This is a genomic window from Pseudomonas sp. LBUM1660 (assembly GCF_059695935.1).
The window spans coordinates 2,584,912-2,600,939 of the sequence record NZ_CP166795.1; the positions used below are offsets into that span (position 1 = coordinate 2,584,912).

Genomic DNA, 16,028 nt, shown 5'->3' on the forward strand with positions numbered 1-16,028 from the left:
CTGGGCAACGGCCGTTCACGCCGCCACCGCCTGCTGCTGTTGATTGGGCAGCGGCACCGCCCGCACAGAGTTGCCCGGTTGCAGTTGCAGGCGTTTGGCCGTGAGTCGGTCGACGATCAGGCTGTTGCCCACCAGCCTGGCCCGGGCGGTGGTGATGCGGCAGTTTTCCAGGCGGCGGTTGTGGATCAGCCACACCGGGGCCTGCTCGTCAGGCGTGCCGATGGCCAAAACCAGCGGTTGGCTGTCGCGCACGGTGCGGATTTTCGCGACCGGGGCTTCGATCACCGGGCCTGCGTCGAAGATGTCGATGTAACCCTGATGCACAAAACCTTCGGCCTTGAGGATCTTCAACGCCGGTTCGGTATTTGGGTGCGCCTTGCCGATGACAGCCTGGGCCTGTTCGGTGAGCAGGCAAGTGTAAAGCGGCTGGCGCGGCAACAGTTCGGCGATGAACGATTTGCTGCCCAGCCCCGACAGATGATCGGCGTGGCTGAAATCCATCTTGAAGAAGTGCCGGCCCAGGCTGTCCCAGAACGGTGAACAGCCGTGTTCGTCGGCGCTGCCGCGCAGTTCGGCGATGAGCTTGTCGCCGAACAGGTGCGGGAACTCGGCCACGAACAGCAGACGCCCCAGGGACAGCAACCGACCGTTGCTGCCGTGGCGTTGGTCGGGGCGCAGAAACAGCGAGCAGATTTCCGATTGGCCGGTCATTTCATTATTCAGGAACAGCGTAGGAATCTGCCGCTGAATGCCCAGGTCCGGCGACGAACTGACCGTCAGCCCGACCCGATAGTTGTACCAGGGCTCACGCATGCCAACGGCACCGGCCAGCGCACTGATGCCGATCACTTGCTGATCGTCATCTTCCAGCACGAACAGGTAATCGGCATCCGCACGCTCGACCTGCTCGGCGAAGGTCCGTTGGGCCCAGCGCACCCGGTGCACCAGGCGTTCTTCGTTGGCTGGCAGGGTGGTGAAGCCGGGGCCGGCCTGTTGCACCAGATCCATCAAGGCGGGCAGGTCGGTGACGCGAACCGGGCGGACAATCATGATGCAGCTCCTTCTTCGCGCCAGTTCGGGCGCTGTCGTTGGGCACGGGGCCGGGTGATGCTCACAGGGCAATCAGCCGGATCGGGCTGCCATCGGTCACGTTCAGAGCGGCGCACATCTCGGCGCTCAACCCCACCGGTTGCCCGGCCTGGACATTCAGCTCGGCGACGATCGCGCGATAATCCTTCAGCGAATCGTTGCTGACCAGGTAACGGCCGCGCGCATCGATCGGCGAAGTCCGTTGCGCCGTACCGGTCTGACTTTGGGCGATGGAGAGAATGTTCGAGGTGCGCGCGTACAGCGTCGGGCCGCCGTCGAACAGGTCGATGTAGCTGTTGGTTTCAAATCCCTCGCGCTCAAGGATATCGAAGGCCTCCTGGCCATCGGGGTGGATCCGGCCGATGCAGTCCTGTGCAGCCTGGGGCAACATCGGCACGTAGATCGGGTATTGCGGCATCAATTCGGCGAGGAAGGTCCGGCTCTCCAGACCGCAGAGCCGTTCGGCTTCGGCGTAGGGCAAGTCGAAGAAATGCTTGCCCAGCGCATCCCAGAACGGTGACTGCCCTTCATCGCTGCTGAAACCGACGATCTCGGTGATCACCGCTTGCGCAAAACGCTGCGAATGGGCGGCGATGAACAACAGGCGCGCCCGGGACAGCAACTCCGAAAACGCTGTGCGAACCAGCGCCGTGTCGATATGAAAGCCCCGCAGCAAGGTGTGGCCGCTGAGGTCCTGACACAACGACAACGCCGGTACGCCGTGCTCGATGTTCAGCTCTCGGGAGGTGCTGGTGAAGTGACGGTTGCGCAAACTGTAGAACGGTTCGTTGAAGCCGGCGGTGGCAAGGATTTCCGAGCACCCCACCAGACGCCGGGCCGCGAGATCCTCCAGCACGAAGAAATAGTTCTCCGGGCCATGAGCCTTCACGTCTTGGTCGAACGAGGCGCAGGAGTCGAGAATCCTCAGGCGCAGGCGTTCAGTATCGTCCGGCAAGGACGTGACACCGACCAGGCTGTCGCGCGCCAGTTGCTGTAACTGGGGCAGGTCGGTCAACTCGACTGGGCGTAAGACCAGCATGGATGTACTCCTGTATCAAAGGGTTCGGCGCTGTGTGCCGAACCTGACTATCACTGTCGGTTTCCACGCATTAAATCGGCGGTCGCCTGATTTCCTGTCAGACGCCGCTCTTTTTCTTGTCAGCCGTTGCTCGGGTCGGGCAACGCCGTGCTGGCGCCCAGCTTGTTGAGGAAAAACAGATACACCAGGCCCAAGGCAATCCAGATCAGACCGAGTTTTTGTGCATCGACACCCATGTTGTACATGATGGCCGCGACGATGATGAAGCCAATCGCCGGGCAGACCAGGTGACGGATCACCTGGCCGGACTTCTGCCGACGCCAGTAGTAATTGATGACGGTCAGGTGCAGCAACATGAAACCGCTCAGCGCGCCGAAGTTCACCAGCGAGGTGAGGGTGTCTACCGAGTTGATAAACAGGTAGCAGATCACCAGCGACAGCACGGCCACCAGATAGATGCTCAGGTAAGGGGTGTTGTGTTTCGGGTGAACCTTCGCCAACACTTTCGGCAGCTTGCCATCCCGGGCCATGCCGAACAGCAGGCGCGATACCGCCGCTTGCGACGTGATGGCGACCGCCACGCCCCAGGCCAGGGCCGTGGCCACGCCGGTCAGGGTTGCCAGCCAGCTGCCGGCGGCGATTTCGGCGATTTCATAGAACGCGGTGTCGGCGGAGGTGAAGCCCATGCCGGCCGCCAGGTCAGTGGCAATCCAGGTTTGCACGACGAAGATCACGCCCATCACCAGCAGCGTAATCAGCGCTGCCTTGCCGACGCTGCGCCCCGGGTCGCCCTTGATCTCTTCGGCGAGGGTGGAGATCGCATCGAAACCCAGGAAGGACAGCACCGCAATCGACACGGCTTGCATCAATAGGGCGAAATTGAAGGTGTCCGGGTTATACAACGGCGCCAGGGTCAGTTGACCGTTGCCGCCGCCGCTGTGCAGCGCATTCCAGGCGTAGAACAGGAAGATCCCCAGCACCACCAGTTGCGCCAGCAGAAAGACAATGTTCATGCGGGCGGTGAAGGTGATGCCCCGCAGATTGACGAAGGTCGCGCTGACCAGAAACGCCAGGATAAAACCGACTTTGGGAATGTCCGGGTAAAGGTGATTCAGCGCCATGGCCGCGTACACGTAGAGCAGCGGCGGAATCAGCAGGTAATCGAGCAGCATCAGCCAACCGGCGATAAACCCGACGTGCGGGTTGAGGCCGCGTTGCGCGTAGGAATACACCGAGCCGGCAATCGGAAAGGCCCGCGCCATGCTGCCGTAACTCAGGGCGGTGAACAGCATCGCCACCATGCCGATGATGTAGGCCAGCGGCACCATCCCGGGCGCTTCGGCGTTGACGTAACCGTATACCCCGAACGGGGCGATGGGGATCATGAAGATCATCCCGTACACCACCAGGTCGGTCAGCGACAGGCTACGTTTCAACTCTTGCTTGTAGCCGAATTCTTCTATTTCCATGAAGCCCTACTCCTTGGGATGAAAGCAGCTGCACGCTGCGGGTTTGACACGATTATTTATAACAGCGGAGCCAGATAACCTGCCCAACGACGGACGTTTTCAGGGCTGCGCAACAGGTCGTTGCGCACCTCGATCAATACCGATTCCAGTCCCCGTGCATCGCCGTGCACCGGCACGGTCATGTCGCCCAGCGGGTTGATTTTGTACGGCTCATTACCGGCGACCTTCAAGGGGTGCTGGCTCAACCCGTCAATCAATCGTTGGGCGTAGCCCTTGGCTTCGCCAAACAGCACGCCGACTTCCAGCGCGCGGGGCTGGCCATGGTAAATCGGTGTGAAGCTGTGAATGCCGACCACCCGGACCGGCCGCCCTTGGGCGATACGTTGGTCGATCAAGGTTTGCAGCCGGGCATGAAACGGTTTGAACAGGCATTCGCGGCGGTACTCGCGCGCGGCCTCGTCCAGATCCTGATTGCCCGGTATCTGATACATCTCGCTCTGCGACGGAATGCTGTCCGGGGCATGGCGCGGGCGGTTGAGGTCAATCAAGAGTCGCGAGTAATTGGCCGCCAGCAACGTCGCCCCCAGTGCCTGGGACAAACCTTCAGCCAGCGCCAGCGCGCCAATGTCCCAGGCGATATGCTCGCGAGCCGCGTCGTGACTCAAACCCAGGTCATTCAAACCGGGTGGAATAAAACGGCTGGCGTGTTCGCACACCAGAATCAACGGGTGCGCTGAGTCTTCGCGACTCAGGGTGTACGCGGGCTCGGTAAAAAGACCGAGTTCAGCGGATTCAGTACAGGCGTGCATAGTGCTCACAGCGTTCGGCGGGCGACAGCTGTTCCGTCAGCGTCAACTCCTCGGTTTTAAGGGCGAACCAGGTGTCCATCAACGCGCTCGGCAGGGCTTCGATCAGCGCCTCGCTGTTGCGCAGGCACTCGAGCGCCTGGGCAAGGGACGCGGGCAGGGCGACGATGCCACGGGCCTGGCGTTGTTCTTCGTTCAGGGAGTCGGGGATTTCATCGGTGATCGCGTTCAAGGCCAGGCGTTGCTCGATGCCCAGGCGACCGGCGATCAGCAGTGCGGCCATGGCCAGGTGCGGCGACGCCGTGGCATCCATGGCGCGAAATTCCAGGTTGTATTGCGCCGCCACCGATTTTCCGCCCAGGCTCACGGTCGGGCAGATCCGCAGCGCCGCTTCGCGGTTGCGTTGGCCGAGGCAGGCGTAGGACGCGCTCCAGTGATGCGGCTGCAAGCGTTCGTAGGACACCGGTGTCGGTGCGGTAAACGCGCACAGAGCCGGCAAGTAATGCAGGATGCCGGCGGCCCAGTGCTGGCCGAGGGTCGACAGGCCATTGATCGTGCCGGCGTCGTACATCAGCGGTTGGCCGTCCAGGTCCAGCAGGCTGACATGCAGATGGACGCCGTTGCACACGGCATGCTCGGACGTCTTCGGCGCAAAGCTCACGTCCAGGTCCATCTGCCGGGCGATCTCGCGGGTGATTTCACGCACGTTCACCGCACGGTCCGCCGCCGCCACACCGATAGCAGGGCGGCAGGTGATTTCGTATTGATGCTTGCCGTATTCGGGCAGGAACATTTCCGGTTCGACACCGCCAGCGCGCAGGGCGCTGAGCAGCCAGCCACCGAACTCGGCGCCCTGGCGCTGAGCCTCAAGGGAGAACGCCAACTGATCGGCCGCGTCGATGCTCAGGTTGAACTCGTGTTCGAACGCGGCGTTGACCTGCAAACCGAGCTCGGCGCGATAACGCTCCACTTCATTGCGCAACAACGTGCGTGGACAGGCGCCCCACGGGCGGCCATCGGTTTCGTGAATGTCGCTGTGGATGAAGTCCAGCGCCGGAGCCGTGGCATCCGGGCCATTGCTGACCGTCACCCGGCTGCTCAGATCGGGAATCAGGCGCAAATCGCCATAAGCGCCCCACGGGTTGGTGGAGGCGATGATGTCTTGCGGGGTCAGGGCGCTGTTGGCCGGCACCCAGCCGCAACCTGTCGCCAGGTAATGTTCGAGTTCGTCGGTCGGGAACGAGCGGCCACGGGTCACGCCGATCAGGTCGGTGGTGACGAGGGTGGTCATGGGCAGCGGCGACAGGCGTTCGCTCATGGTTGCATCTCCTGCAACCGGCCGAGCACGGTCTGGGTGTCGGTGATCCAGCAGTAACCCTTGATCGCGTTCAGGCAGGCTTGATGACGCTCGGGCGTGTAGGTCGCACAGGCATCCTCCACCAGCGTCACCAGGTAGCCACGGTCGGCGGCATCACGCACCGCCATGTCGACGCACTGGTCGGTAACGATGCCGGCGATGATCAAGTGCCGCGTTTCAAGGTTGCGCAGCACGTAGTCGATGTTGGTGGAATTGAAGACCCCGGAGGAGGTCTTGGGCAGAACGATTTCGTTTTCTGTCGGCGTCAGGTCGTCGATGATCCGCGCCGGGGGGCTGCCCTTGGGCAAGTGCATGTCCGAGAGTTTGTGGTCCAGCGAGCGGTCGCGGCCATCGGCGGTCAGGCTTTCGATGATCGTGTGCAGCACGTTTTGCCGCACGCTGCGAAAGGCACTGAGCAATCGGCGTTGATTGGGCACCACCTGCATGTGGGTGCGGGTCAGGAAGTACTCGCCGTCCGGTCCGTTGAGGTGCGGGTCGAACTGCGGTTCGAGCCAGGCACGCTGCATGTCCACCAGCAACAGCGCGGTGTGATCGGCAGTGAACGGCAAGTCCCGGGGCGAGTGATGGGGGAACGTGAACATCCTTATTTATCCTCCAGCAGGTGGGTGTCGAAATCGGTTCGCAGGGCATCGATGCCTTCCAGGCGATCGGCCAGCTCCGGGCTGCGCAGGGTCAGGCAGGCAATCAGCGCCTCGACCTGGGCCAGCGCCGGGACCATGGTGTCGAAGGCCGACACCGATTCCACCGGCGCACTGATAATCAGGTCGGCCATTTCCCGCAGCGGTGAAGCATAGATGTCCGTGAACAACACCACCCGGGCGTATCGACTTTTCGCCGCATTGGCCACGCGCAGGGCTTGTGACTGATAGCGGCGATAGTCGAACACCAGCACCACGTCCTGACGCTGCACGTCGAACAGCCGGTCCGGCAGTTGCGCGTTGTCTTCCAGGGCGAAACAGCCAGGGCGCAGCAGGCGCAAATGGTTGAGCAGATAACTGGCGAGGAAACTGCTGAAGCGCCCGCCAAAGCAGTGAACCTGATGGCGGGTTTCGAGCAGCCACTCCACCAGAATTCGCACATCCTCAGGTTGGGTCAGCGCATGGGTGTCCACCAGCCCCCGATGAGCGTCCGCCAGATAATGGCTCCAGGCGTCGCCTTTCTGATGAGAGCGAAGCTGCAACAAGGCGCTGGGGGAGCGGAGGCGGTGATCCATGTCGCTGAGCAGGGAATCCTGGAAATCGGCATAACCGCCGAAACCCAGTTTTTTCACCATCCGCACAATGGTGGGGTCGCTGACACCGGCATGTTCGGCCAAGCGTGACATCGGTCCCAGTCCGTTACGCGGGTACTGGTCCAGCAAGGCACGGATGACTTTGCGTTCTGCCGGCGTAAGGTCCAGGCCGGGATCGGTGATCAGGTCTCTGAGAGAGGGCATCCGGGCTCCTGCTGGATGGGTATGTCGGTTTTGTTTCATAAATCGCTAAAACAGTATTTATGTAGCGCATGCTACATGTCTAGTGAATTTTTCCGTGGTTTTTCCAGGCCCCAAAATGGGGCGAAAAGCCCGTGCGCTGAGGGCTACGAGGAAGTCGACTGGATTTGTAGTCCATCGCCCATAAGGTTGTCGGAGATTGCCGAATTTCAACCATTCAACTTGCCTGTGTCCCGTGATTGCTGGTTCAAAGGAAACGCCCTGGATCGCGCTTCTTGGGGCACAATTGCGTCATTATCGGCGGCATCGAGCCGTTTTCCATTTCATCGACAGGGTGATAAACCGTGCAGGCAACCCGTTTGACCCTGATGTGCCACGCTCGAACCGTCGCACAAAAATTGGCGCGTTTTCCTACAAATGAGCCGTTGGAGTTTTATGACCAATCGGCCAAGGGTTCGCGTAGCGGCCAGTTCGAGGGGGTTCCACGCTTGCTTTGTGGGCCGGAGTTACGGACGCAGCAGACGGCCGAATTGTTTGGCAATGACGTTGAAATCGTCTCGGCACTGAGGGATTGCGACTTCGGACGGTGGAGCGGGGTGCGGATCAAAGACCTGCAAAAGTCCGAGCCCGTGGCGCTGCAGGCCTGGTTCGACGATCCTACCTCGGCGCCCCATGGCGGTGAGTCGGTTGCGCAACTCGCTGAGCGCGTGGCGCAGTGGCTCCAGTCCCTTGAGGCAACACCGGGGCATTTCCTTGCCATCACCCATCCCTTTGTCATTCGCGCGGCACTTACGCAGGTGTTGCAGGCCAAGGCATTCAACCTGATTGACGTCGAACCGTTGTCGGCCATCGAGTTGCGGTTCACCGGCCGCTGGCGCCTGCGTTTGCTTGAAGGAGCAATGTGATGAAAAAGCTTCTGGTCATCGGCATCGGCGCCGGCAACCCCGAGTACATCACGATGCAGGCCGTGAAGGCACTGAACCTCGTCGACGTGTTTTTCCTGATGGACAAGGGCCAGAGCAAGGACAAACTGATCGACCTGCGCCGTGAGATTTGCGAGCGCTACATCACCGATCACGACTACCGCTTCGTCGAAGCCCACAGCCCGGAGCGCGAGCGCGGGGAGGTGGACTACAAGACCAGTGTCGACGATCTGAACCTCGCCAAGCAGCAGACCTTCGAGCGGCTGATCAATGAGGAAGTATCCGACGAGCAGTGCGGCGGTTTTCTGGTGTGGGGCGATCCAGCGTTGTACGACAGCACCCTGCGGATTTTGCAGGCGATCCTGGCTTCGGGCCGCTGTGCGTTCGAGTATGAGGTAATCCCCGGTATCACCAGCGTTCAGGCGCTGGCGGCGCAGCACAAAGTGCCACTGAATCGCATTGGCCGCTCGATTGAAATCACCACCGGCCGTCGGCTGGCGGCGGGGCAGGTGAGCGATGCCGACAGCTTGGTGGTGATGCTCGATGCCGAAGATTCCTACCATCAGGTGGCGGATCAGGAGACGGAGATTTATTGGGGGGCTTACCTGGGGACGCCGGATGAGGTTTTGATCAGCGGCAAGCTCAAGGACGTGGCGCCGGAGATTGAGCGGGTACGCAAGGCGGCGCGGGTGGCGAATGGGTGGATTATGGATACCTACCTGTTGCGTAAGCCCTGAGGACAGCGGTGTCTGGGCTGACGTCTTCGCTACGGGTATTGCGTCGCCTTTGTAGGAGCGAGGCTTGCCCGCGAAGAGGCCCTCAAGCGCACCTCAAAAAACTGCCTTGCCCCCACGCCCAAACCGCTCCCGATACACCGACGGCGGCACGCCGACCACCCCCCGAAACGCCACGCGAAAGCTCTCCACCGAGCGATACCCACACTGCTCGGCAATCTGCTCGGTGTTTTGCCCGGTGCTCTCCAGCAACTCCCGCGCCCGCCCCAGCCGTTCATGCTGCAACCACGCCTTGGGCGGCAGGCCCGTGGCCTCGGTAAACCGGCGCAGGAACGTGCGTTCACTCATGGCCGCCTCGTTCGCCAGTTCGCGAACCTCCAGCGGTTCGTGCAAACGCTCCCGCGCCCACTGCATGACACGGGACAAATCGCTGCGCGGCGTCGGGCTGACGGGCGTAGGAATAAACTGCGCCTGCCCGCCGGTGCGTTGCGGCGACATCACCAAGCGGCGCGCCACCGAGTTCGCCACTTGCGTACCTAGATCCCGCGCCACCAGGTGCAGGCACGCATCGATCCCCGCCGCGCTGCCCGCCGAGGTGATCAGTTGGCCGGAATCGACGTAGAGCACATCCGGGTCCACCAGAATGTTCGGAAAACGGTCGGCCAACTCAGCGGCGTAGCGCCAATGCGTGGTGGCGCCGTGACCGTCCAGCAGACCGGTCGCCGCCAGCACAAACACGCCGGAGCAGATCGACAGCAATCGTGCGCCCCGCGCATGTGCTTGTCGAAGGGCGGCGAGCAAGTGCTCCGGTACCGGCGCGCTGCGGTCGCGCCAACCGGGAATGATGATTGTGCGGGCGTCTTCGAGCAGTTGCATGCCGCCATCGGCCAGCACCTGAATGCCGCCCATGGCACGCATCGGGCCCTGATCCACAGCGACGATACGATGCTCATACCAAAGGAAGTCGAACTCCGGCCGCGCCAGGCCAAAGATCTCCACGGCGATACCGAATTCAAAGGTGCAGAGGCCGTCGTAGGCCAGGATCGCGACCAATCCAGGGTTCGGTTGCATTTGGCGGAAAGTTCCCGGTAAGTGTCTTGTACGCCACTGTAGCCGCAAGCGTCGGGTGGATAAAGTCTTCTCACACCCACTCAAGACTTTGGAGTACCGCCCATGACCAGCCTGGTCCGCGCCATTCCCGCAGCCCCTTCGGCCATTGCCCTGATGCACTTCAGTAACCGTCTGACCTATGAAACCGACTGTTCCGACGTGTACAGCAGTCAACAGGCCGGCGATGTGGATTTTGTCCTGGTGGATGTGCGCGGACCGTTGGCGTTTGAACGCGGGCATGTGCCCGGCGCGATCAACATTCCTGGACGCCTGCTCACCGCCGAGGGCCTGGTGCACTACCCGACCTCCACTTTGTTCGTGGTCTATTGCGCCGGGCCGCACTGTAACGGTGTGCACAAGGCGGCGGTGAAACTGGCGGCGCTGGGTTACCCGGTCAAGGAGATGATCGGCGGCGTGACCGGGTGGCTGGATGAGGGGTTGGAATTGAGTGCTGTGGTGCAACGGCCTGCCACCGCCATCGGTTGCGAATGCTGATATTCAGACACCGCTGAACCATCGTGGCGAGGGAGCTTCTGTGGCGAGGGAGCTTGCTCCCGTTGGGTTGCGCAGCAGCCCCAAAATCTCGGTAACTTTCGAAGATTTTGGGAGCGCTTCGCACTCCAGCGGGAGCGAGCTCCCTCGCCACAAAAGCCCTACTTCGCCATAGAACCCCATCAATCGTTAAGTTCAGCGACTGCTTGAGGACGCTGCCCACCACTCATCCAGCGTCGCCTGCAACCACTCGAACACGGCGGCATGGGCGGCGCTGTCCTGCTCCCCCCGGGGCAACGGCGACTCATTTCCAAAGTGCGCATTGAGCGTCGCCACTGACTCGGCATCCCACTCCGGATGAAACTGCAAGCCCACCCGAGTCGGCCCCGCGCGATACATCTGCTGTTCACATTGATCACTGCTGGCCAGCACCTGCGCATCAGGCGGCAAGTCGATTGCGTCTTCGTGCCACTCCAGCACCTTCAGCGTCCGGCCATCGACGAACGTCACGATGGTCCAGCCGGTTTCGGTTCGATCCATCCGCCGCACCGTCCCACCCAGAGTCAACGCCAGTAACTGCGCCCCCAGACAAATCGCAAACACTGCAGCGCCCTGATCCAGGCTTGCCGCCAGCCACTGCCGTTCTGCTTCCAGCCATGCCGGCCCGGCGTTGGATTCATAAGGTCCGCCCAACACAATCACGGGTGCCGCACTTACCGACGGTAACTGACCGAGATCGGCGCGAAAGATGTCCAGCGTCAATCCTCGGGACCTGGCCCAATCGGCAATGGCGCCAGGACCTTCGGCGGGGTGGTGCTGGATCAGATTCAATGTGGGCATCGGGGCTCTCTTGTAGTTTTTGCGTGTAGGTTTTGTCTGAAAAAAGCGCTTGTCCTACAGTCCTTGCACCGACTTGGCGCACGCTTCAAGGGCTTTGAATGGGGTGGCAACTTTTCTATAAATATTTGTCGCTTATACACAATTGGCCCTCCGTAAGCCGTTCTAGACTGCCGGCCACTTCGATCGTCACCGACCGAAAGTCATTCGAAAGCTGCCAATAAAAGCCTCCGCACACAGGAGTTATAAATGAAGAAGCTAGTGATGTTTGGTGCTCTGGCACTGTCGATGTTGTCCCTGACCGCCGTGGCTGATGACGCAAAGCCGATCCGCATCGGTATCGAAGCCGGTTACCCGCCATTCTCGATGAAAACCCCTGACGGCAAACTCACCGGTTTCGACGTCGATATCGGCGACGCACTGTGCGAGCAGATGAAAGTGAAGTGCACCTGGGTCGAGCAAGAGTTCGACGGCCTGATCCCGGCACTGAAAGTGAAGAAAATCGACGCGATCCTGTCGTCCATGACCATCACTGACGATCGCAAGAAGAACGTCGATTTCACCATCAAGTACTACCACACCCCGGCTCGTTTCGTGATGAAGGCAGGCACCGACATCAAGGACCCGCTGACCGAACTCAAGGGCAAGAAAGTTGGTGTGCTGCGCGCCAGTACCCACGATCGCTTCGCCACTGAAGTGCTGGTGCCGGCCGGTATCAACCTGGTTCGCTACGGCTCCCAGCAGGAAGCCAACCTGGACATGGTGTCTGGTCGCGTTGACGCGCTGCTGGCCGACTCGGTCAACCTGGACGACGGTTTCCTGAAAACCGACGCCGGTAAAGGCTTCGCTTTCGTCGGCCCGACCTACGAAGACGCCAAGTACTTCGGCGGCGGCGCCGGTATTGCTGTGCGCAAGGGCGATACCGCGCTGGCGGACAAATTCAACACCGCCATCACCGAAATCCGCGCCAACGGCAAGTACAAGCAAGTGCAAGACAAGTACTTTGACTTTGACGTTTACGGCAAGTAATCAAGCCGTTTAAAAAAGTGGCAACCGTTGACGCGGTTGCCACTTTTTTTATGCGCTCTCTCTGTTGAAATAAGTCCCCTTGTGGGAGCGGGCTTGCTCGCGAAGGCGTCGTGTCAGTCGACATTGATATTGCCTGACACGACGCCTTCGCGAGCAAGCCCGCTCCCACAGGTGATTTTCGCCGTTCAGCCATTCAGGAGTTCCCATGCACCGCATCGACCATCCTTTGCCCTGGAGCCACCTGGGTACCGAACGCACCCTCAGCGTGTTTCGTTACGGCGCGGGCATTCGCAAGGTCTACATCCAGGCCAGCCTGCACGCTGACGAGTTGCCCGGCATGCGCACGGCCTGGGAGCTGAAGAAGCGCTTGGCCGAACTCGAAACCCAGGGCCAGTTGCAGGGCGTGATCGAGCTGGTGCCGGTAGCCAATCCAATCGGCCTTGACCAGCACCTGCAAGGCAGTCACATGGGTCGCTTCGAGCTGGGCAGCGGCAAGAACTTCAACCGCGCCTTCGTTGAACTCAGCGCTCCGGTGGCCGCGTTGATTGGCGACCAGTTGGGTAAAGATGCGCAGGCCAACATCGCGTTGATTCGCCAGACCATGGGTCGGGTCCTCGACGACTTGCCGGCACCGGCCTCGCAACTGGAAGCCATGCACCGCCTGTTGCTTCGCCACGCTTGCGACGCCGACATCACGCTGGATCTGCATTGTGATTTCGACGCGGCCATTCATTTGTACGCCTTGCCGCAACACTGGCCGCAGTGGCAATCCCTGGCCGCGCGTCTGAAGGCCGGGGTGGCGTTGCTCTGTGAAGATTCCGGTGGCAGTTCATTTGATGAGTCCTGTTCGTCGCCGTGGCTGCGCCTGGCGCGGGCCTTCCCCGAGGCGGCGATTCCGCCGGCCAACCTGGCGACGACGCTGGAACTGGGCAGCATGGGCGATACGCGGGTCGATCAGGCCCAGGCCAATTGCGAGGCGATTCTCGGGTTCCTCGCCGAGCAGGGTTTCATCACCGGCACCTGGCCTGCGGCACCGAGCGAGTGCTGCGAAGGCATGCCGTTCGAGGGCACCGAATACCTGTTTGCACCGCATCACGGAGTCGTCAGTTTTCTGCGTGATTCAGGTGAGTGGGTGGAAAAGGGCGATGCGCTGTTTGAGGTGGTTGATCCGCTCAGCGACCGCGTGACCACCGTGCGCGCCGGCACCAGCGGTGTGTTGTTTGCGATTGATCGCGGGCGGTATACACAGCCGGGAACGTGGCAGGCGAAAGTGGCGGGGCGTGAGCCGATTCGAGTGGGGAAACTGGTCAACGATTAGTTGCAGAATCTTCGGTGCCTTGCCGGGCCTCTTCGCGAGCAAGCCCGCTCCCACATTTGGAATGCATTCCCCTGTGGGAGCGGGCTTGCTCGCGAAGGCGGCATCAGCCACACCGAAAATCCCCCGGCAAGCTTCACGGTGTTAGGCTCTGCCCCGAATCCTGCGCTCCGTGAAGGAAGGTTTATGTTGAAGTTTCTCGCTCTGCTGACGTTGCTGTCCTGCACCACCGTCCACGCTGAAACCCCGCTGCACACTGATCTGCCGCTCAAATATCTTGAGCAGGCCAACCCCGAATCCCGCCACCAGCCCCTGGTGATTTTCCTCCACGGTTACGGCAGTAACGAGCAGGATCTGTTCGACATCAAGGATGAGTTGCCGGCGCACTACAACTTCCTGTCCGTGCGGGCACCGATGACGATGGAAGAGGGTAGTTACAAGTGGTTTCGCGAGAAGGGCAACGCTGCTTACAACGGTGAGACCGATGATTTGAAGGCCAGCGGCCAGGTGCTGCTGGATTTCATCGCACAGGCGGCGAAGAAATATCACACCGAACCCGACAAGGTGTTCCTGGTGGGTTTCAGCCAGGGCGCGATCATGTCCTACGAGGTGGCGTTGCGTCATCCCGAAGCGGTTGGCGGCATTGCGGCCCTGAGCGGGCGGATTCTGCCGGTGCTGAAATCCGAACTGAAACCGGATGAAAAACGCCAGAAGCTGGCGATCTTCATCGGTCATGGCACGGTAGACAAACGCTTGCCGTACATCGACGGCACCGAGGCCGACAGCCTGTTGCAGAGCCTGTCACTCAAGCCTGAGTTTCATGCCTACCCGGGTGTCGGTCACAGCATCAGTGCCACCGAAATACAGGATTTGAGCGCCTGGTTGCAGCGCCTCAACCCTTGAATCTTATTTGCCGCTGACGATCTGTTTGACCAGCGTCTCGTGGCCGCCATTGTCGCTGAGGCGGGAAATCACCTGAACGATCGCCATGCGCGTGTTGGACGCGGCCATCAGTGTGGTGCCGAGGGTTTTGCCGCCGCCCTGGGTGGCGGTGCTGTCAATCTGCCGCAACCCGAGGCCGGTGCCTTTCTGGGTCAGACTTTTTTCGCTGAGCTTGGTGAAGTCGGGCAGCGCCTTGGCTTGCTCAGTGGCGAAGTCGGCCGCTGCGGAATCGAGGAACTGGCCGTCGTTGTCCTTGACGTTGGCGCCACCGGGAATGGTGTTTTCGGCGGCGATTACCACGGTTTTGGTGGCTTGGTTGGTGTACATGGTGCCCGTTGCCCCGGCAGTACCGGCAGCCGCGTCGCCGGCCGGCAGCGGGTTGGCGATGAAGCCCTTGGGCAGGGTGAACTTGAACTTGCCACCGAGCATCGAGACCTCTTGTACAGGCGCTTTGTCGCTGGCAGTGGCCTTGGCGGCATAGGCATTCAAAGCCCCCAGGCTGGCGGCCGCCGTCAGTAACAGGACAACGGCTTTTTTACTCAACAATGACATTCAAAAACTCCAGGGATGATCGCGCTTTGGGTGCGATCATCCCATGGAGGCTGTAATGCATTCCAGCGCGCAATAACGGTTGTAGGCTCCCCTGTGGCGAGGGAGCAAGCTCCCTCGCCACAAATATTCACCTCCAAACATTCTTACGCCTGATTCTGCGGGAACAGGTTACGACGGGTTTCTTCGTCGAATTCGGCCTTGAGCACCAGCTTCTCCTTCAAACCCTGCGCACGCTGGGCGGCGGGGCGGGCGCTGATTTCATCGAACAGACGCTGGACGTTCGGGTAGGCCGCCAGGCCGTTCTCGCCGAGGATGTAATGCGCGTAGCTGGCCCAGCCCCACAGTGCCATGTCGGCGATGCTGTAAGTGTCGCCGGCCAGGTATTGATGATCGGCCAGACGCTGGTCGAGCACGCGGTAGTGGCGTTCGACTTCCTTGAGGTAGCGGTTTTTCGCGTAGGGCAGGTCTTCCGGCGCGTGGTGCAGGAAATGCACGGCTTGACCGGAGAACGGCGACAGGCCGGTGGCGATGAACATCAGCCAGGACAGCAGTTCGGCTTGGCCAGCGACGGAGCTCGGCAGGAAACGCTGATGCTTTTGCGCCAGGTGCAGCATGATGGCCTGGGAGTCGCACACAGTGGCCTCACCGTCGATCAGGGCCGGAACCTTGGCGTTCGGGTTGATTGCGATAAAAGCCGCCAGATGTTGTTCGCCCTTGAACGTATCAACGCCGATCAATTCGTAGGGCGTTTGCAGTTCTTCAAGCAACAGAGCAACTTTCATCGGGTTCGGCGAAGGGTGGAAAAAGAATTTCATAGTGTAGGCCTCAGTCAGTGGGTTAGGAACTGAGGCTGATGGTGGGGCAAACCTGTTCGATTGACG

Annotated in this window: 17 protein-coding genes; 6 read left to right on the plus strand and 11 right to left on the minus strand. The window is 60.9% G+C overall.

Going from position 1 to position 16,028, the window contains the following annotated elements:
- Window positions 1–15: 15 nt before the first annotated feature.
- From astA to ACA068_RS12205, 7 genes are all read right to left on the minus strand, one after another.
- Window positions 16–1,050, minus strand: a complete 1,035-nt coding sequence (gene astA / locus ACA068_RS12175) for an arginine N-succinyltransferase (protein ID WP_497310042.1) — start codon at window positions 1,048–1,050, stop codon at window positions 16–18.
- Between the two features lie 61 nt (window positions 1,051–1,111).
- Window positions 1,112–2,128: an arginine N-succinyltransferase gene (locus tag ACA068_RS12180; protein ID WP_497310043.1), complete on the minus strand. Its 1,017-nt coding sequence runs from the start codon at window positions 2,126–2,128 to the stop codon at window positions 1,112–1,114.
- A 119-nt stretch (window positions 2,129–2,247) separates the two neighbouring features.
- Complete coding sequence (locus ACA068_RS12185) at window positions 2,248–3,597, minus strand: APC family permease (RefSeq protein WP_497310044.1); 1,350 nt, start codon at window positions 3,595–3,597, stop codon at window positions 2,248–2,250.
- Between the two features lie 56 nt (window positions 3,598–3,653).
- Window positions 3,654–4,406, minus strand: a complete 753-nt coding sequence (locus ACA068_RS12190; RefSeq protein ID WP_497310045.1) for an N-formylglutamate amidohydrolase — start codon at window positions 4,404–4,406, stop codon at window positions 3,654–3,656.
- The gene (locus tag ACA068_RS12195; protein WP_497310046.1) at window positions 4,390–5,721 is read right to left on the minus strand and encodes a glutamine synthetase family protein; all 1,332 of its coding nucleotides are present in this window, start codon (window positions 5,719–5,721) and stop codon (window positions 4,390–4,392) included. Before ACA068_RS12195 ends, ACA068_RS12190 begins: the two co-directional genes overlap by 17 nt.
- The gene (locus tag ACA068_RS12200) at window positions 5,718–6,362 is read right to left on the minus strand and encodes a cysteine hydrolase family protein (protein ID WP_497310047.1); all 645 of its coding nucleotides are present in this window, start codon (window positions 6,360–6,362) and stop codon (window positions 5,718–5,720) included. The genes ACA068_RS12195 and ACA068_RS12200 overlap by 4 nt, the downstream gene beginning before the upstream one ends.
- A 2-nt stretch (window positions 6,363–6,364) precedes the next feature.
- Window positions 6,365–7,216, minus strand: coding sequence for a MurR/RpiR family transcriptional regulator (locus tag ACA068_RS12205; RefSeq protein ID WP_497310048.1), 852 nt, complete (start codon window positions 7,214–7,216; stop codon window positions 6,365–6,367).
- 341 nt (window positions 7,217–7,557) lie between these two features.
- On the opposite strand from ACA068_RS12205, the gene ACA068_RS12210 reads away from it, so the two are divergent.
- Window positions 7,558–8,118, plus strand: coding sequence for a histidine phosphatase family protein (locus ACA068_RS12210; RefSeq protein WP_497310049.1), 561 nt, complete (start codon window positions 7,558–7,560; stop codon window positions 8,116–8,118).
- Entirely contained in the window at window positions 8,118–8,873 is a 756-nt protein-coding gene (gene cobF / locus ACA068_RS12215) for a precorrin-6A synthase (deacetylating) (RefSeq protein ID WP_497310050.1), read from the plus strand. Before ACA068_RS12210 ends, cobF begins: the two co-directional genes overlap by 1 nt.
- Window positions 8,874–8,966: 93 nt before the next feature.
- Here cobF and ftrA read toward each other — a convergent pair whose 3' ends face one another.
- Window positions 8,967–9,941, minus strand: coding sequence for a transcriptional regulator FtrA (gene ftrA / locus ACA068_RS12220; RefSeq protein WP_497310051.1), 975 nt, complete (start codon window positions 9,939–9,941; stop codon window positions 8,967–8,969).
- Window positions 9,942–10,043: 102 nt separating this feature from the next.
- On the opposite strand from ftrA, the gene ACA068_RS12225 reads away from it, so the two are divergent.
- Window positions 10,044–10,475, plus strand: a complete 432-nt coding sequence (locus ACA068_RS12225) for a rhodanese-like domain-containing protein (protein WP_497310052.1) — start codon at window positions 10,044–10,046, stop codon at window positions 10,473–10,475.
- A 192-nt stretch (window positions 10,476–10,667) separates the two neighbouring features.
- Here the strand turns inward: ACA068_RS12225 and ACA068_RS12230 are convergent, their stop codons facing one another.
- Window positions 10,668–11,312, minus strand: a complete 645-nt coding sequence (locus tag ACA068_RS12230; RefSeq protein WP_497310053.1) for a type 1 glutamine amidotransferase — start codon at window positions 11,310–11,312, stop codon at window positions 10,668–10,670.
- A gap of 246 nt (window positions 11,313–11,558) precedes the next feature.
- Here ACA068_RS12230 and ACA068_RS12235 point away from each other — a divergent pair, with 246 nt between their 5' ends.
- The 3 genes from ACA068_RS12235 (at window position 11,559) to ACA068_RS12245 (ending at window position 14,556) form a co-directional block, all read left to right on the plus strand.
- Window positions 11,559–12,338: an ABC transporter substrate-binding protein gene (locus ACA068_RS12235; RefSeq protein ID WP_497310054.1), complete on the plus strand. Its 780-nt coding sequence runs from the start codon at window positions 11,559–11,561 to the stop codon at window positions 12,336–12,338.
- Between the two features lie 205 nt (window positions 12,339–12,543).
- Entirely contained in the window at window positions 12,544–13,656 is a 1,113-nt protein-coding gene (locus ACA068_RS12240; protein WP_497310055.1) for a succinylglutamate desuccinylase/aspartoacylase family protein, read from the plus strand.
- A gap of 183 nt (window positions 13,657–13,839) precedes the next feature.
- Complete coding sequence (locus ACA068_RS12245; protein WP_497310056.1) at window positions 13,840–14,556, plus strand: alpha/beta hydrolase; 717 nt, start codon at window positions 13,840–13,842, stop codon at window positions 14,554–14,556.
- A 3-nt stretch (window positions 14,557–14,559) separates the two neighbouring features.
- Here the strand turns inward: ACA068_RS12245 and ACA068_RS12250 are convergent, their stop codons facing one another.
- Window positions 14,560–15,147 (minus strand): hypothetical protein, encoded by a 588-nt coding sequence (locus tag ACA068_RS12250; protein ID WP_497310057.1) that lies wholly within the window; start codon window positions 15,145–15,147, stop codon window positions 14,560–14,562.
- A gap of 143 nt (window positions 15,148–15,290) precedes the next feature.
- Window positions 15,291–15,962, minus strand: coding sequence for a glutathione S-transferase family protein (locus ACA068_RS12255; protein WP_497310058.1), 672 nt, complete (start codon window positions 15,960–15,962; stop codon window positions 15,291–15,293).
- Window positions 15,963–16,028: the final 66 nt, after the last annotated feature.